11 protein-coding genes are annotated in these 15,482 nt (G+C 59.7%); 8 read left to right on the plus strand and 3 right to left on the minus strand.

From position 1 onward, the window contains the following. Positions 1 to 5: 5 nt before the first annotated feature. Positions 6 to 692, minus strand: a complete 687-nt coding sequence (locus I5S59_RS24910) for a M949_RS01915 family surface polysaccharide biosynthesis protein (RefSeq protein ID WP_197878941.1) — start codon at positions 690 to 692, stop codon at positions 6 to 8. 118 nt (positions 693 to 810) lie between these two features. Here I5S59_RS24910 and rapA point away from each other — a divergent pair, with 118 nt between their 5' ends. Both rapA and I5S59_RS24920 read left to right on the plus strand, forming a co-directional pair. Then, complete coding sequence (rapA, locus tag I5S59_RS24915; protein ID WP_197878942.1) at positions 811 to 3,657, plus strand: RNA polymerase-associated protein RapA; 2,847 nt, start codon at positions 811 to 813, stop codon at positions 3,655 to 3,657. A 258-nt stretch (positions 3,658 to 3,915) separates the two neighbouring features. Continuing rightward, positions 3,916 to 6,192 carry a putative bifunctional diguanylate cyclase/phosphodiesterase gene (locus I5S59_RS24920; protein ID WP_197878943.1) on the plus strand — a complete coding sequence of 759 codons (2,277 nt, stop codon included), beginning with the start codon at positions 3,916 to 3,918 and terminating at the stop codon, positions 6,190 to 6,192. Here I5S59_RS24920 and I5S59_RS24925 read toward each other — a convergent pair. Beyond that, positions 6,092 to 6,979 carry an NAD(P)-dependent oxidoreductase gene (locus I5S59_RS24925; protein WP_197878944.1) on the minus strand — a complete coding sequence of 296 codons (888 nt, stop codon included), beginning with the start codon at positions 6,977 to 6,979 and terminating at the stop codon, positions 6,092 to 6,094. The two genes, I5S59_RS24920 and I5S59_RS24925, sit on opposite strands and share 101 nt — an antisense overlap. A gap of 199 nt (positions 6,980 to 7,178) precedes the next feature. Between I5S59_RS24925 and I5S59_RS24930 the strand changes: the two genes are divergently transcribed. Beyond that, complete coding sequence (locus tag I5S59_RS24930) at positions 7,179 to 9,362, plus strand: hypothetical protein (RefSeq protein WP_197878945.1); 2,184 nt, start codon at positions 7,179 to 7,181, stop codon at positions 9,360 to 9,362. A 165-nt stretch (positions 9,363 to 9,527) separates the two neighbouring features. Here the strand turns inward: I5S59_RS24930 and I5S59_RS24935 are convergent, their stop codons facing one another. Further along, positions 9,528 to 9,833 (minus strand): DUF2288 domain-containing protein, encoded by a 306-nt coding sequence (locus I5S59_RS24935; RefSeq protein WP_197878946.1) that lies wholly within the window; start codon positions 9,831 to 9,833, stop codon positions 9,528 to 9,530. Between the two features lie 360 nt (positions 9,834 to 10,193). Here I5S59_RS24935 and I5S59_RS24940 point away from each other — a divergent pair, with 360 nt between their 5' ends. The 5 genes from I5S59_RS24940 to I5S59_RS24960 all read left to right on the plus strand — a co-directional run bounded on the left by I5S59_RS24940 (position 10,194) and on the right by I5S59_RS24960 (position 15,179). Beyond that, positions 10,194 to 11,321, plus strand: a complete 1,128-nt coding sequence (locus I5S59_RS24940) for a branched-chain amino acid ABC transporter substrate-binding protein (protein WP_197878947.1) — start codon at positions 10,194 to 10,196, stop codon at positions 11,319 to 11,321. 215 nt (positions 11,322 to 11,536) lie between these two features. Further along, positions 11,537 to 12,460, plus strand: a complete 924-nt coding sequence (gene livH, locus I5S59_RS24945) for a high-affinity branched-chain amino acid ABC transporter permease LivH (protein ID WP_197878948.1) — start codon at positions 11,537 to 11,539, stop codon at positions 12,458 to 12,460. Beyond that, on the plus strand, positions 12,457 to 13,713 hold the full coding sequence (locus I5S59_RS24950) for a high-affinity branched-chain amino acid ABC transporter permease LivM (RefSeq protein WP_128324135.1): 1,257 nt from the start codon (positions 12,457 to 12,459) through the stop codon (positions 13,711 to 13,713). Before livH ends, I5S59_RS24950 begins: the two co-directional genes overlap by 4 nt. Further along, entirely contained in the window at positions 13,710 to 14,477 is a 768-nt protein-coding gene (gene livG, locus I5S59_RS24955; RefSeq protein WP_197878949.1) for a high-affinity branched-chain amino acid ABC transporter ATP-binding protein LivG, read from the plus strand. The genes I5S59_RS24950 and livG overlap by 4 nt, the downstream gene beginning before the upstream one ends. Next, on the plus strand, positions 14,478 to 15,179 hold the full coding sequence (locus I5S59_RS24960; protein WP_197878950.1) for an ABC transporter ATP-binding protein: 702 nt from the start codon (positions 14,478 to 14,480) through the stop codon (positions 15,177 to 15,179). The last annotated feature ends 303 nt before the right edge of the window (positions 15,180 to 15,482 follow it).

Raw genomic sequence — 15,482 nt, forward strand, 5'->3', positions numbered from 1 at the left:
CCTCCCTACGGTTCGTCGCTGTCATCCGGTGCCGGCGCGATCTCGCTCCAGGGCCGGGTGAGGATGCTGTTCCACACGGCGTTGAGGTGATCGCGCAACACCGCGGGCGCCGACGCCAGTGAAGGGCTGTCTTCACGCTCACCGCCATAGGGCGACTCTCCCGGCGGGGTGATCAGGGATTGTCCGACGACGGCATAGCTGGCCTGCCCTTCACGCACCTCCACACGCAGCGCGTGCGGATCGATTCCGCCCCCACAAAAAGCGTGACTGGCGACAGTCAGCTCCGCCACGCCATCGTTGTTCAGGTCGCTGGCACCGCTGACATCGGTATAAAAGCCAACGTCCAGGTCCAGGCCGGCGCAGTCGGTTTCATCCTCGAAGGTCCAGCGCACCTTGAGCGCGTCACTCTCGGCGCTTCGTCCATACAGCGTGGCGGTAAGGATCACCCGGTCGAGGTCCTGGCCGGCGTCCTCGTCACGCACCTGATCATCGCCACGGCTGAGCACCAGCAAACCTTCGCCCTCGCGGTCACGAAAGTGCACGGTCTGTACTGCCGTAGCGATACCCAGTGCATCAAACTGTGCCGCTGGCAATGGCGCCAGCAATTCAAAACCAGGTTTGTCGCAGGCGCTCAGCACGAGCACGCTGCCCACGAGCAGCAATCGGGGTAACCACAACGCTTGTAGACGCATGAATGTTCAGGCCCCTCACTGGCGACAGCGGTTTTATTCGCTGAAATTGCTAGACTCTTTGGTCTGCACAGTCCTATCCGTTAAGATAGTCGGCTTTTCAAGGCGGGAGTCAGGCAGTATGGCGCAGCAGTATCAACCGGGGCAACGCTGGATCAGCGACAGCGAGGCCGAGCTGGGTCTAGGGACCGTTCTGGCACAGGACGGCCGCTTGTTGACCGTGCTCTACCCGGCCACTGGCGACACTCGCCAGTACTCCCTGCGCAATGCGCCCCTGACCCGTGTGCGTTTCTCGCCTGGCGACCAGATCACCCATTTCGAAGGCTGGAAACTGACCGTACGCGAAGTCGACGATGTCGACGGCCTGCTGGTCTATCACGGCCTCGATGGGCAAAACCAGGCCCGCACCCTGCCGGAAACCCAGCTGTCGAACTTTATCCAGTTCCGCCTGGCCAGTGACCGTCTGTTTGCCGGACAAATCGACCCCCTGCCGTGGTTCTCGCTGCGCTACAACACCCTCGAGCACACCAGCCGCCAGTTGCAGTCCTCGCTGTGGGGCCTGGGCGGCACCCGTGCCCAGCCAATCGCTCACCAGCTGCATATTGCCCGCGAAGTCGCCGACCGTATCGCCCCGCGGGTATTGCTGGCCGACGAAGTGGGCCTGGGCAAGACCATCGAGGCCGGCCTGGTGATTCATCGCCAGCTGCTCTCGGGGCGCGCCAGCCGTGTGCTGATCCTGGTTCCGGAAAACCTCCAGCACCAGTGGCTGGTAGAGATGCGCCGGCGCTTCAACCTGCAGGTCGCCCTGTTCGACGCCGAGCGCTTTATCGAAAGCGACGCCAGCAACCCGTTCGAAGATGCCCAGCTGGCGCTGGTCGCCCTGGAATGGCTGACCGAAGACGAAAAAGCCCAGGACGCGCTGTTCGCTGCGGGCTGGGACCTGCTGGTCGTCGACGAAGCCCATCACCTGGTCTGGCACGAAGAGCAGGTCAGCCCCGAATATGGCCTGGTCGAGCAACTGTCTCAGGTGATTCCAGGCGTGCTGTTGCTGACGGCAACCCCTGAGCAACTAGGTCAGGACAGCCACTTCGCGCGCCTGCGCCTGCTCGACCCGAACCGCTTCCACGACCTGGCAGCCTTCCGCGCCGAGAGCGAGCATTATCGCCCTGTGGCCGAAGCGGTCCAGGAGCTGCTTGACGAAGGTCGCCTGTCGGACAAGGCACATGCCACCATCCAGGGCTTCCTCGGTGCCGAAGGCGAGGCACTGCTGGGTGCAATCAACGACGGCGACACCCAGGCAAGCGCGCGCCTGATTCGCGAGCTGCTCGACCGTCACGGCACCGGCCGCGTGCTGTTCCGTAATACCCGTGCTGCCGTCCAGGGCTTCCCTGAGCGCAACCTGCACCCCTACCCGCTGCCAAGTCCAGATCAGTACATGGAGCTGCCGCTTGGCGAGCACGCCGAGTTGTACCCGGAAGTGGCCTTCCAGTCCCAGGGCGACACCGCCGAAGAAGAACGCTGGTGGCGCTTCGACCCACGGGTCGACTGGCTGATCGACACCCTGAAGATGCTCAAGCGCGTCAAGGTTCTGGTGATCTGCGCCCACGCCGAAACCGCCATGGACCTGGAAGACGCCCTGCGCGTGCGCTCCGGTATTCCAGCCACGGTCTTCCATGAAGGCATGAGCATCCTGGAGCGCGACCGTGCTGCCGCCTACTTCGCTGACGAAGAGTTCGGTGCCCAGGTGCTGATCTGCTCGGAAATCGGCAGTGAAGGCCGCAACTTCCAGTTTGCCCATCACCTGGTGCTGTTCGACCTGCCCGCTCACCCGGACCTGCTCGAACAGCGTATCGGCCGTCTCGACCGGATCGGTCAGAAGCACACCATCGAACTGCACGTACCGTACCTGCAGAACAGCCCGCAAGAGCGCCTGTTCCAGTGGTACAACCAGGCCTTGAATGCCTTCCTCGCCACCTGCCCGACCGGTAACGCCCTGCAGCACCAGTTCGGCCCGCGCCTGTTGCCGATGCTCGAAAGCGGTGACGACGGTGAGTGGCAAACCCTGGTTGACGAGGCACGTGCCGAGCGCGAACGCCTGGAAAGCGAACTGCACAGCGGCCGCGACCGTCTGCTGGAGCTCAACTCCGGCGGTGCCGGCGAGGGCGAAGCACTGGTTGAGGCGATCCTCGAGCAGGACGATCAGTTCACCCTGCCGATCTACATGGAAACCTTGTTCGACGCGTTCGGTATCGACAGCGAAGACCATTCGGAAAACGCCCTGATCCTCAAGCCGAGCGAAAAGATGCTCGACGCCAGCTTCCCGCTGGGCGACGACGAAGGCGTGACCATCACCTACGACCGTAACCAGGCACTGTCGCGCGAAGACATGCAGTTCATCACCTGGGAGCATCCGATGGTCCAGGGTGGCATGGACCTGGTGCTGTCCGGTTCAATGGGCAACACCGCGGTGGCGCTGATCAAGAACAAGGCGCTCAAACCCGGCACCGTGCTGCTTGAACTGCTGTATGTCAGCGAAGTGGTAGCCCCCCGCGCCCTGCAACTGGGCCGCTACCTGCCACCGGCCGCATTGCGCTGCCTGCTCGACACCAACGGCAACGACCTGGCTTCACGCGTCTCGTTCGAAACCCTCAACGACCAGCTCGAAAGCGTGCCGAAGGCCAGCGCCAACAAGTTCATCCAGGCTCAGCGCGATGTGCTGACACCACGGATCAACAGCGGCGAAGCCAAGATCATGCCGCGTCATGCCGAGCGGGTTGCCGAGGCCCAGCGTCGCCTGGCCGCCGAGACCGACGAAGAGCTGGCGCGCCTGACCGCCTTGCAAGCCGTCAACCCAAGCGTGCGTGACAGCGAAATCGATGCCGTGCGCAAGCAACGTGAACAAGGCCTGGCAATGCTGGAAAAAGCCGCGCTGCGCCTGGAAGCCATCCGGGTACTGGTCGCGGGCTGATCAACCACCTGCAATCACTCGATAAGCCCGACCCGGCAGCGCCCCGCTGCCGGGTCGGGTCTTATGCACACCCGATGTGCACGCTGTATCTAAAGCTGCAACGGTTTTAGAACCCAACGCTATTGACTCAATGTCCAAATCGTAGAAGTCAATGTGCCATTAATCAGGATGGGTTAATCCTCTCTTCCTATACTCCAGCAGAACGGTCTCCAGGCAGGCATTTGGGGGACGAGTGCAAACTCGATAAAGAGGAATGCTATGGAGTGGCTGGGGCTACAAATGCTCTCCGAACTTCCGTCTACCGGACAGATCATTCTCGAGTGCAATTACAACCCTTACCTGGTGTTGCTGGCCTTTCTGGTGGCGGGCGCGGGCAGCTTCGCAACCCTGAGCATGGCTGAGCGCCTGAACCATGTGGAGGAACCTGTCGCGCAGCGGCAGTGGCGGCTGCTGGGAGCCTGTTGCCTGGCCGGCAGCGTCTGGGCCTTGCACTTCATCAGCATGCTGGCCTTCCAGGCGCCTATCGAGGTGCACTACGACTTTGCCCTGACGGGCTTGTCGCTGGTGATCATGCTGTTCGCCGGCTGGATGGCGATGAACACCCTCGGCCGTCGCGAACTACGCCCCCGTCACTTTCTTCAGGCTGCCACCTGTATCGGTCTGGGCATTGCCGCCATGCATTACATCGGCATGGCGGCAATGCGCTCCAACGCTCAACAGTTCTATCGCCCGGACATGTTTGTCGCCTCGATTGCCATTGCCGTCAGCGCCAGCTTGCTGGCATTGATACTGGCGCGCTACTTTCGCTACGGCAGTGGAACGCTCCATCAATTGCTCAAATACGCCGCCAGCCTGTTAATGGCTGCCGGCATCTTCGCTACCCACTTCACCGGCATGTGGGCGATGACCCTGATCATCCCGCCGGATGCCACCATGACCCTGCCGGTCTCGGACAACAGCCTGCAACTGAGCCTGACCATCGCCCTTATTACCCTGCTGATCAGTGCCAGCAGCATCAGCGCGGCGCTGTCCGACCAGAAGCTGCAAAGCAAGGAACACGACCTGCGCCGGGTCAATGTGTTGCTCAGCCAGCTGGATCAGGCGCGGGTGTCGCTGCAACAGGCGGCGCATTACGACGCCCTGACCAACCTGATCAACCGGCGTGGCTTCAACCAGGTATTTGCCGAGCGCCTGGCCGAACAGGCCACCAGCGAAGGCATGCTGGCGGTGATGTTCCTCGATATCGATCATTTCAAACGCATCAACGACAGCCTCGGGCATGACGCTGGCGACGAACTGCTGAAAGTGATTGCCGGCTACATCAAAGCGGCTACCCGCAGCCAGGATGTGGTGTCGCGCTTCGGCGGCGACGAATTCTGCATTCTGATTGCCCTGAATACGCGGGACGAGGCCCGCCATCTGGCACAACGCATCATGCAGAAGATGAAAGAGCCCATCGACCTGGCCGGGCGGCGCATGGTCATGACCACCAGCATCGGCATCAGTATCTTTCCCGATGACGGCCGCACCTGCGAAGAGCTGCTGAAAAACGCCGACCTGGCGCTGTACCAGTCCAAGGACAGCGGACGCAACAGCCTCAATTTCTTCAACAGTGGCCTCAAGACCCGCGCCACGCTGGAACTGCAACTGGAGGAAGAGCTGCGCGTGGCTCTGCTCGAAGAACGCGGTCTGCGCATTCACTACCAGCCCATTTTCGACTTGCACACCGGCCAGGTGGCCAAACTTGAAGCCCTGGTGCGCTGGCAGCACCCCCAGCACGGTTTGCTCAGTCCTGACCGCTTTATCGGTATTGCCGAAGCCAATGGCCTGATCACCGACCTTGACCTCTGGGTCCTGCGCCACGCCTGCCAGGACCTGGCTCAACTCAATCGCCACGGTTACGGCGGCCTCAAGGTTACGGTCAACTGCTCGGCGTTGACCTTGGGCTGCGAAGAACTGGCCCGGGAGGTTGCCGATGCCCTGCAGCAGGCAGGCCTTGCCGCCCACCAGTTGGAACTGGAAGTCACCGAAAATGCGCTGATGGGCAACATCCACAGCACCATCAGCCTGCTCAAGGACATTCGCGCCCAGGGCGTGTCGTTGTCGATCGATGACTTCGGCACTGGCTATTCGTCGCTGGCCTACCTGAAGCGCCTGCCGCTGGACACCCTGAAAATCGATCGTTCGTTCATTCAGGATGTACCACACAGCCGCCAGGACATGGAGATCGTCCAGGCAATCATCATCATGGCCCACACCCTGCACCTGCAGGTGATTACCGAGGGCGTGGAAACTCTGGAGCAATACCAGTTCCTCGCCCAGCAAGGGTGCGACTTCGTCCAGGGCTACCTGCTCAGCCGTCCGGTACCGATGGGCGAACTGCGCCCGATCCTGTGCCGGCTCGATCAGCGCGACGAATCGCTGCTGGCCTGCTTCACGCCTTATGTCGATACAGATCAATCAGTGTCGCCGGATCTTTTTGCAAATAGCCCTGACTACCATGCAAACGCATCAGCTGTGCGGCCAGGCCACTGAGCGGCGTTGCAGAGCCCTGCTCTCGAGAGAATTTGACGGCTGTATCGAGGTCCTTGAGCAAGGTGCGCACGTGCCATTTGACCGGTTCGAAGCGGCTTTCTGCCATTTGCGGCGCCAGGATCTGCAGCGGTTTGGAATCGGCAAAGCCACCGGCCAAAGCCTCGGCGATCAAGCTGGCATCGACGCCTGACTGTTCGGCGAGCGCCACTACCTCGGCAATCACCAGGGCATTGCAGGCGACGATCATCTGATTGCAGGCCTTGGTCACCTGCCCCGCACCCACAGGCCCCATGTGGGTGACACGTTGCCCCAGGTTCAACAACACCGGGCGCACTCGCTCAAGGTCTGCCGCATCACCGCCGACCATGATCGCCAGCGTGCCGGCTTCGGCGCCCGGCGTTCCGCCTGAAACAGGCGCATCCAGCCAGCTCATGCCACTGATGGCGGCAAGCTCCGCAGCCATCTCGCGGGTCGCCGTCGGCTCCAGGCTGGAGAAATCCACCAGCAACTGCCCAGGCTTGGCCCCCTTGGCCACACCCTCGGCACCGAACACCACCTCACGTACCACTGCGGTATCGGCCAGGCACAACAGCACCACATCCGCCGCCTCGCACAGTTCGGCCGGAGTCTGCGCCAGCCGGGCACCGGCCTTCACCAGCGCGTCGCACTTGTCCGGCGAACGATTCCAGACGGTCAGCGCATACCCCGCCGCCAGCAAGCGCCGACACATCGGCAATCCCATCAGACCGATCCCGGCAAAACCCAATGAAGGACGTGCAGTGCTCATGAACAGCTCCAGACAGATTAAAGAAGTTGAAACATTGGACGATTCAGTTTGCAGGCGTGGCAAGGAAAACTCCTACAACACTAGGGCAATCCCCTATCGCTCACGCCAAATGCGCACTGATACAGTCGCGAAACTTATCCAGTGATGGCTCTATGATATCCACTAGAACAGCCACCCACCTCCAGGCAAATGGCGCAAAATGACCTCCAAGACTACTACTGCCAACGCGGTTTCCGAGTTGCCGACACCCACTCCCGCGTACAGCGTTGCAGGGCCCAAAGATTTCTATAGCCCGCGAGCGCTCAACCCGCAGCAGTACCTGTATTTCACCGAGCCGGATATCCAGCGCATCCTCGACAACCTCGACGGCCTGCGCGACCTGGTGTTCCCACCCAGCGTGCATGTCGAAGATGAAAGCCAGCTGCGCCTCGACCAACAGTTCCCATCGGTGTGCCTGATCGGCCTCGGTCGTTGCGGCTCGAACATCGCACTGGATGTTGCCGAACTTGTATACAACGCCAGGACCTTCTACCTCAACGAATTCAACAATGAGGACCGTGTCGGCAGCGAGCCCACCTACAGCCCGGCACGCTGGATCCGCAACAACCTGCGCCTGGTCCAGAACAAAGGCAGCAAGCCGGTGTTTCTGGTCGAACCGCTGGTGATGCTGGGTGACCTGGACAAGGACATTGCCGGACGCATCCGCTTTTCGCGCAAAGGCGAAAAAAGCGGTTTCATCCGCGACTACAGCAAAATGAAAATCATGGACCTCTCAGAGGTCCATGCCGGCGGCGCGGGTAACGCCCCGATCCTCGGCCAGTACCTGGCCAAGATCATCCTCAACAAGGAGACGCATCGGTTTTCCAGCGCCGACTGGAAACTGATCCACTCCTACCTGATTGATTCGTGCGGGATCAAGGCCAACCAGTCGCGGCTGTACTTCTACATCTTCAGTGCCGGTGGCGGCACCGGTTCGGGCATGGCCTCGGAGTTCGGCCTGGCCCAGCAATACTCGTACATGAACAAAACCTTCGACACCAAGCCTGCCGACGAGAATGACGGCAAGAGCGGGCACTCGTTCGTGTTCGAGCCGATCTTCACCAGCGGTATCTGCGTGCTGCCGAACATTTCCGATCACCGCAGTGAAATGTCGGAAGCCCTGCACATCAACGCCGGGCGCTTGCTGTGCAAATACCTGTCAGAAGAATGGGACTTCTCTTACAACTTCGACAATGAAGACAGCAGCGAAGCCAGCGTCATGGGCCGTATCCGCCCCTGGAATGCGATGATGCTGATCTCCAACGACATCATGCGCTACGCCGAAGAGAACGATGACGGCAACATCCAGAACATTGATGTCAATGCCATGGAGAAGCATGCCAACCAATACATCTCGCAACAGATCTTCAACATTCTGACCGCCCAGGCGGTAACCACCGACTACGACCAGAACTATTTCCGCCGGGCCGGCATCGACATCGGCGAAACCATCCGCCTGGATGCCAACGATCTGTTCATGAGCCTGGCCGGCCCTGTCGCCATTGCCTACGCGGAATCGGTGGTACCGGAACAGCCGACACCGAGCTCGGACAAATTCAAAGTGTTCGAGAAAGACCAGCCGCGCCTGAACATTGACGACCTGTTCTTCCGCTCCATCGACCTGCCGCACTTCAACAAGGTGACCCAGGCCATCGAAGGGATCAGCCTGCTGCCGATCGAGTCCAAGCGCTATCGTGCGGCCCTGGAACAGTACAAGGCCTCGGGCTATGACGCTGCTGCCCTGCACGACCTGCACTTTTTCAAGAATTGTTCGTCGGTGGTGTCGATCGTTTCCTTGCCAAAGGACTACAAACTCTCGTACATGGACCTGAACCGGCTCAAGACCCACCTCAACAGCCTGTTCCCCAACACCACCCTCAAGCGCTATGCCCTGGTGATCGGCGCGTCGGCAAACCTGTCGCTCACTACCCTGATCGCCAAGAGCCCGTGCCTGTCGGATGATTTCCTGACCCTGATCGTGGCATTCATCAAGCGCTGCTTCGCACGCAACGCCTACCGTTTCGATGACACCCTGGACAACGCCATCCTCGAATTCATCACCAGCGATACTTTCGATGAAGAACGTATCGATGACTTGCTCAATGAATTCGAAAACCCGGCGAAGATCCTCGATACCAACTGGTATGCGATCAAGCCGATGTACGAGAAGAAGTACCGTGAGCTGATCAACGACAAGAGCAAGTTTGTCTCGATCAACGACATTCGTCTGTCACGGGAATGCGTGAAGAAAGCGGTGAAATACCTACGCGAAATCTTCCGCCACCGTATCGGCAAAACCCGCGTGATCTCGCTGAACAGTCACACCGGGAAAGTGGATTACTGATCCAAGGTGGTTTTCCACCCTGTGGGAGCGGATGAACGCGCTCCCACAGGACTGTTACCGTTAACGTAAAGCACACTCGACTGTTACCAACAGTCACCCTCGCTGAACAATCCCGCGCACCAAATCTTCTCGCTGCTTGTTTTTGCGCACCAATCTGGGGCGCGCTCAGCCCTTTTTCTTTTCCTGAATCACGATGAACGGCGAAACCACCACCGCCCAGATCTCTGGATCGCGACTCTGAAGGTCTAGTGCCTGCTCTGCGGACACCGCACCGACAGTGCCAGCATTGCGCCATGTGGCGAAGGTTTCGCTACGGTTCTCGGCCATCGCCTGTGCAACTTCAATCAGGTCCAGGCTCGGGTCGACCCAAATCAGGTCACCCTTGGCCCAAAAACGCTCCAGGGCTTTCCACTCGATTACTGCGGTCTCGCCGAGCAGTTTGGCATAGAGGGTGCTTGGTTGATCAGTCATGGGTTCCTGCCAGAAATAATTCGACTACTGTAAGAAGTCGGTATTTTTGCAGAAAAACCCGGTTTCAAATAAGTAATTGATCGAAAAGGACTTGGAAGCAAAGGATGACCGGGCGAATCCGGGCCAGACCAGGCCGCTTTCTTGTAAGTTTCTGTCAATTAAGCGACACGCGCCGAGTTTGTCCCAGCGGGGCTGCTTTTCAAGCGACAAAGCAGCGCTCTACACTGTACCGGTACAGTTGCCAGGGCAAATTCGGAGCAATCCGGGTCCATGGCGAGGCGTGGCCTCCCACGGAACCTGATCCGGTCCTCAGCTCTGGCCGCAGGACTATAAAAATTACAACAGAATGAGTGGAGCACTATGAGTAAGGCTACTAAGCAGATTTCCAAGCTGTTTGCCGCAATGGTACTGGCCGGGGTTGCCAGCCATTCGTTTGCAGCCGATACCATCAAGATCGGCATCGCCGGCCCGAAAACCGGCCCGGTAACTCAGTACGGTGACATGCAGTTCATCGGTGCAAAACAGGCCATCAAAGACATCAACGCCAAGGGCGGCGTCGATGGCAAGATGCTTGAAGCCAAGGAATACGACGACGCGTGCGACCCTAAACAGGCCGTAGCCGTAGCCAACAAAGTGGTCAACGATGGCGTTAAATACGTGATCGGCCACCTCTGCTCCAGCTCCACCCAACCCGCTTCGGACATCTACGAAGACGAAGGCGTGATCATGATCACCCCGGCTGCCACCAGCCCGGAAATCACCGCCCGTGGCTACAAGCTGATCTTCCGCACCATCGGTCTGGACAGCGCCCAGGGCCCAGCGGCCGGCAACTACATCGCCGACCACGTCAAACCGAAAGTGGTCGCTGTTCTGCACGACAAACAGCAATACGGTGAAGGCATCGCCACTGCGGTCAAACAGACCCTGGAAGGCAAAAACGTCAAGGTTGCCGTCTTCGAAGGCCTGAATGCCGGCGACAAGGACTTCTCCTCGATCATCCAGAAGCTCAAGCAAGCCAACGTCGACTTCGTCTACTACGGCGGCTACCACCCAGAGCTGGGCCTGATCCTGCGTCAAGCCAAAGAGAAAGGCCTGAACGCCAAGTTCATGGGCCCAGAAGGCGTCGGCAACGACTCCATCTCGCAGATCGCCCAGAACGCTTCGGAAGGCCTGCTGGTCACCCTGCCGAAGTCCTTCGACGCCGAGCCTGCGAACAAGGCCATCGTTGATGCCATCAAAGCCGACGGCAAAGACCCAAGCGGCCCGTTCGTGTTCCCGGCGTACTCCGCTGTCGAACTGATCGCCGAAGGCATCAAGGCTGCCAAATCCGAAGACACCGACAAAGTGGCTGCCGCCATTCACGCCGGCACCTTCAAGACCCCGACCGGCGACCTGTCGTACGACGCCAAGGGCGACCTGAAGGACTTCAAATTCGTGGTCTACGAATGGCATTTCGGCAAACCTAAAACCGAAGTTTCCCCTCAGTAATCCCGTCTGACTACATGACTACAAGCCCACTGTGCGAGCAGTGGGCTTTGTTTTACGAGGTTCATGGGCCTGATTCCCGCGATCCGGGAGCAGGTTCACCTGAAAATCTTAAAACCGTCACCAGCGGTTCGCTGCCTGTACCTGCGTCGAAGTGGCTCAAGACTACAAGACCGGCACACCAGTGAAATGCATATCGGGTTTTTAGGAGCGCTGTAATGCCTGAGATCTACCACTTCTTCCAACAGCTGGTTAATGGCCTGACCATTGGCAGCACCTATGCCTTGATAGCCATTGGCTACACAATGGTTTACGGCATCATTGGAATGATCAACTTCGCCCACGGCGAGGTTTACATGATTGGTTCCTACGTGGCGTTCATTGCCCTTGCCGGGCTGGCCATGATGGGTATCCATTCTCTGCCGATCCTGATGACCGTCGCCTTTGTCGCCACGATCTTCGTAACCAGTGCCTATGGCTACAGTATCGAACGGGTTGCCTACCGCCCTTTGCGTAACAGCAACCGGTTGATCCCGCTGATTTCTGCCATCGGCATGTCGATTTTCCTGCAAAACACCGTATTGCTATCCCAGGACTCCAAGGACAAGTCCATCCCCAACCTGATCCCCGGGAGTTTCTCCTTCGGACCAGGCGGCGCAGAGGAAGTGCTGATCTCCTACATGCAGATCCTGGTATTCGTCGTCACGCTCGTGGCCATGACCGGTTTGACCCTGTTCATCTCCCGCTCTCGCCTGGGCCGCGCCTGCCGCGCCTGCGCCGAAGACATCAAGATGGCCAACCTGTTGGGCATCAATACCAACAACATCATCGCCCTGACCTTCGTCATCGGTGCCGCCCTGGCGGCCGTGGCGGCGGTACTGCTGAGCATGCAGTACGGCGTGATCAACCCCAACGCCGGCTTCCTGGTGGGCTTGAAAGCCTTTACCGCGGCGGTGCTGGGCGGCATCGGCAGTATTCCGGGCGCGATGCTCGGCGGGCTGGTGCTGGGGGTGGCTGAAGCCTTTGGCGCCGACATCTTCGGCGACCAGTACAAGGACGTGGTGGCTTTCGGTCTTTTGGTTCTGGTGCTGTTGTTCCGTCCGACCGGCATTCTCGGCCGTCCGGAGGTTGAAAAAGTATGAACAAACATCTCAAACAGGCGTTTTTCGCCGCCTTGCTGGTCTGGGCCGTGGCCTTCCCGGTACTGGGCCTGAAGCTCAGCATCGACGGCATCAACCTGATCGTGCACAGCCAGGGGCCATTCACCCTGACCGTCATCGCCCTGTGCTCGGTGCTGATGTTCCTGCGGGTACTGTTCGACAAGCAGTGGAGCGCGATGATGAAGTCGGCGCCCAAGGGTTCGCTGGTTTCACCCAAGGTCAGCAACTTCCTGACCCTGCCACGCACCCAGCGCTACATCATCCTCGGCCTGATTGTCGCCGCACTGATCTGGCCGTTTTTCGGCTCGCGCGGCGCAGTCGACATCGCCACCCTGATCCTGATCTACGTACTGCTCGGGCTTGGCCTGAACATCGTGGTCGGTCTGGCGGGCCTGCTTGACCTCGGTTATGTCGGCTTCTATGCCGTCGGCGCCTACAGCTACGCTCTGCTCTCGCACTACTTCGGCCTGAGTTTCTGGATCTGCCTGCCGATCGCCGGGATGATGGCGGCCACCTTCGGCTTCCTGCTGGGCTTCCCGGTATTGCGTCTGCGCGGTGACTACCTGGCCATCGTGACCCTGGGCTTCGGCGAGATCATTCGCCTGTTCCTGCGTAACCTCACCGGCCTCACCGGTGGCCCTAACGGCATCAGCAACATCGAGAAGCCGACCTTTTTCGGTCTGACGTTTGAACGCAAGGCCGCCGAAGGCATGCAGACGTTCCACGAGTTCTTCGGCCTGCAATACAACTCGATCAACAAGGTGATCTTCCTCTACCTGGTTGCCTTGCTGCTGGCGCTGCTCGCCCTGTTCGTGATCAACCGGCTGCTGCGCATGCCGATCGGTCGCGCCTGGGAAGCGCTGCGTGAAGACGAGATCGCCTGCCGTGCCCTGGGCCTTAACCCGACGGTCATCAAGCTGTCGGCCTTCACCCTGGGTGCCTGCTTCGCCGGTTTCGCCGGTAGCTTCTTCGCCGCTCGCCAAGGCCTGGTGACGCCGGAGTCGTTCACCTTCATCGAGTCGGCCATCATCCTCGCCATCGTGGTACTGGGCGGCATGGGTTCACAACTGGGCGTGATTCTGGCGGCCATCGTGATGATCCTGCTGCCCGAACTGATGCGAGAGTTCAGCGAATACCGGATGTTGATGTTCGGTGCGCTGATGGTGTTGATGATGATCTGGCGTCCGCAAGGCCTGCTGCCTATGCAACGTCCTCATATGGAGCTGCGTCGATGAGCCGCGAAATTCTGCAAGTCAGCGGCCTGAGCATGCGCTTCGGCGGCTTGTTGGCGGTCAACGGCGTGGCCCTGACCGTCAAGGAAAAACAGGTGGTGGCGTTGATCGGCCCCAACGGTGCCGGTAAAACCACCGTCTTCAACTGCCTGACCGGCTTCTACAAGCCCAGCGGCGGCACCATCCTGCTCGATGGTCAGCCGATCCAGGGCCTGGCCGGTCATGAAATCGCCCGCAAGGGCGTGGTGCGGACGTTCCAGAACGTACGTCTGTTCAAGGAAATGACTGCGCTGGAAAACCTGCTGATTGCCCAGCACCGCCACCTGAACACCAACTTCTTCGCTGGCCTGTTCAAGACCCCGGGCTTTCGTCGCAGCGAGCGCGAGGCCATGGAGTACGCGCAGTACTGGCTGGAGAAGGTCAACCTGACCGAGTTCGCCAACCGCACCGCCGGCACCCTCGCCTATGGGCAGCAACGCCGCCTGGAAATCGCCCGCTGCATGATGACCCGTCCCCGGATCATCATGCTCGACGAACCGGCAGCGGGCCTCAACCCGAAGGAAACCGAAGACCTCAAGGCACTGATCGGCTACCTGCGCGAAGAACACAGCGTTACCGTGCTGTTGATCGAGCACGACATGAAACTGGTCATGAGCATCTCCGACCATATCGTGGTGATCAACCAGGGCACGCCCCTGGCCGACGGTACGCCAGACCAGATTCGCGACAACCCTGATGTGATCAAAGCTTACCTGGGGGAAGCGTAAATGCTGCAGTTCGAGAACGTTTCCACCTTCTACGGCAAGATCCAGGCGCTGCACAGCGTCAACGTCGAGATCCGTCAGGGCGAGATCGTCACCCTGATCGGTGCCAACGGCGCAGGCAAGTCGACCCTGCTGATGACGCTCTGCGGTTCGCCACAGGCCCACAGCGGCAGCATCAAGTACCTGGGTGAAGAGCTGGTCGGTCAACCTTCCTCGCACATCATGCGCAAGAGTATTGCCGTGGTGCCGGAAGGCCGCCGGGTGTTTGCCCGCCTGACCGTTGAAGAGAACCTGGCCATGGGCGGGTTCTTCACCAACAAAGGCGACTATCAGGAGCAAATGGACAAGGTCTTGCACCTGTTCCCGCGCCTGAAGGAGCGTTTCAACCAACGCGGCGGCACCATGTCCGGCGGTGAGCAGCAAATGCTTGCCATCGGCCGTGCGCTGATGAGCAAACCCAAGCTGCTATTGCTCGACGAGCCCTCCCTGGGCCTGGCGCCGATCATCATCCAGCAGATTTTCGACATCATCGAACAACTGCGCCGTGACGGCGTGACGGTGTTCCTGGTCGAGCAGAACGCCAACCAGGCCCTGAAAGTCGCCGACCGTGCCTATGTGCTGGAAAACGGCCGGGTGGTGATGCAGGGTACCGGTGAGGCGCTGCTGACCGATCCAAAGGTTCGCGACGCCTACCTGGGCGGCTGATCCACCTGCCCCCATGAAAAAAGGCCTTCGGGCCTTTTTTTTTGGTTCTTGGAATTTCGGAGGATGTTGATGTAGAGGCTGGAGCTGAAGCTGTGAGCTTATCCATTCGGTGTGGCGCGGCTACCGGCCCCTTCCGCCCTTACGGCGGCCTACTTTTTTCTTGGAAAAAGTAGGCATGGTTCTGTCCCTTGGCAGCAGACGCCAAGAAGCTGGGCGTTAAGGCTTGCACTTTAAGTCCTTTGCAAAAGCGTTCGGTGAGCGATAGCCCAGTGCTGAGTGCAGCCGACAGCTGTTGTAAAAACC

Origin of the sequence: Pseudomonas alkylphenolica (assembly GCF_016009175.1) — a bacterium.
In the GTDB taxonomy this organism is placed as follows: domain Bacteria; phylum Pseudomonadota; class Gammaproteobacteria; order Pseudomonadales; family Pseudomonadaceae; genus Aquipseudomonas; species Aquipseudomonas alkylphenolica_B.

Excerpts from the sequence above, each read along its gene's own strand:
- I5S59_RS24935 (WP_197878946.1), bottom strand. The coding sequence starts at position 9,833 with ATGACTGATCAACCAAGCACCCTCTATGCCAAACTGCTCGGCGAGACC.
- I5S59_RS24925 (WP_197878944.1), bottom strand. The coding sequence starts at position 6,979 with ATGAGCACTGCACGTCCTTCATTGGGTTTTGCCGGGATCGGTCTGATG.
- I5S59_RS24960 (WP_197878950.1), top strand. The coding sequence starts at position 14,478 with ATGCTGCAGTTCGAGAACGTTTCCACCTTCTACGGCAAGATCCAGGCG.
- I5S59_RS24920 (WP_197878943.1), top strand. The coding sequence starts at position 3,916 with ATGGAGTGGCTGGGGCTACAAATGCTCTCCGAACTTCCGTCTACCGGA.
- I5S59_RS24950 (WP_128324135.1), top strand. The coding sequence starts at position 12,457 with ATGAACAAACATCTCAAACAGGCGTTTTTCGCCGCCTTGCTGGTCTGG.
- I5S59_RS24930 (WP_197878945.1), top strand. The coding sequence starts at position 7,179 with ATGACCTCCAAGACTACTACTGCCAACGCGGTTTCCGAGTTGCCGACA.
- livG (WP_197878949.1), top strand. The coding sequence starts at position 13,710 with ATGAGCCGCGAAATTCTGCAAGTCAGCGGCCTGAGCATGCGCTTCGGC.
- I5S59_RS24910 (WP_197878941.1), bottom strand. The coding sequence starts at position 692 with ATGCGTCTACAAGCGTTGTGGTTACCCCGATTGCTGCTCGTGGGCAGC.
- I5S59_RS24940 (WP_197878947.1), top strand. The coding sequence starts at position 10,194 with ATGAGTAAGGCTACTAAGCAGATTTCCAAGCTGTTTGCCGCAATGGTA.
- livH (WP_197878948.1), top strand. The coding sequence starts at position 11,537 with ATGCCTGAGATCTACCACTTCTTCCAACAGCTGGTTAATGGCCTGACC.
- rapA (WP_197878942.1), top strand. The coding sequence starts at position 811 with ATGGCGCAGCAGTATCAACCGGGGCAACGCTGGATCAGCGACAGCGAG.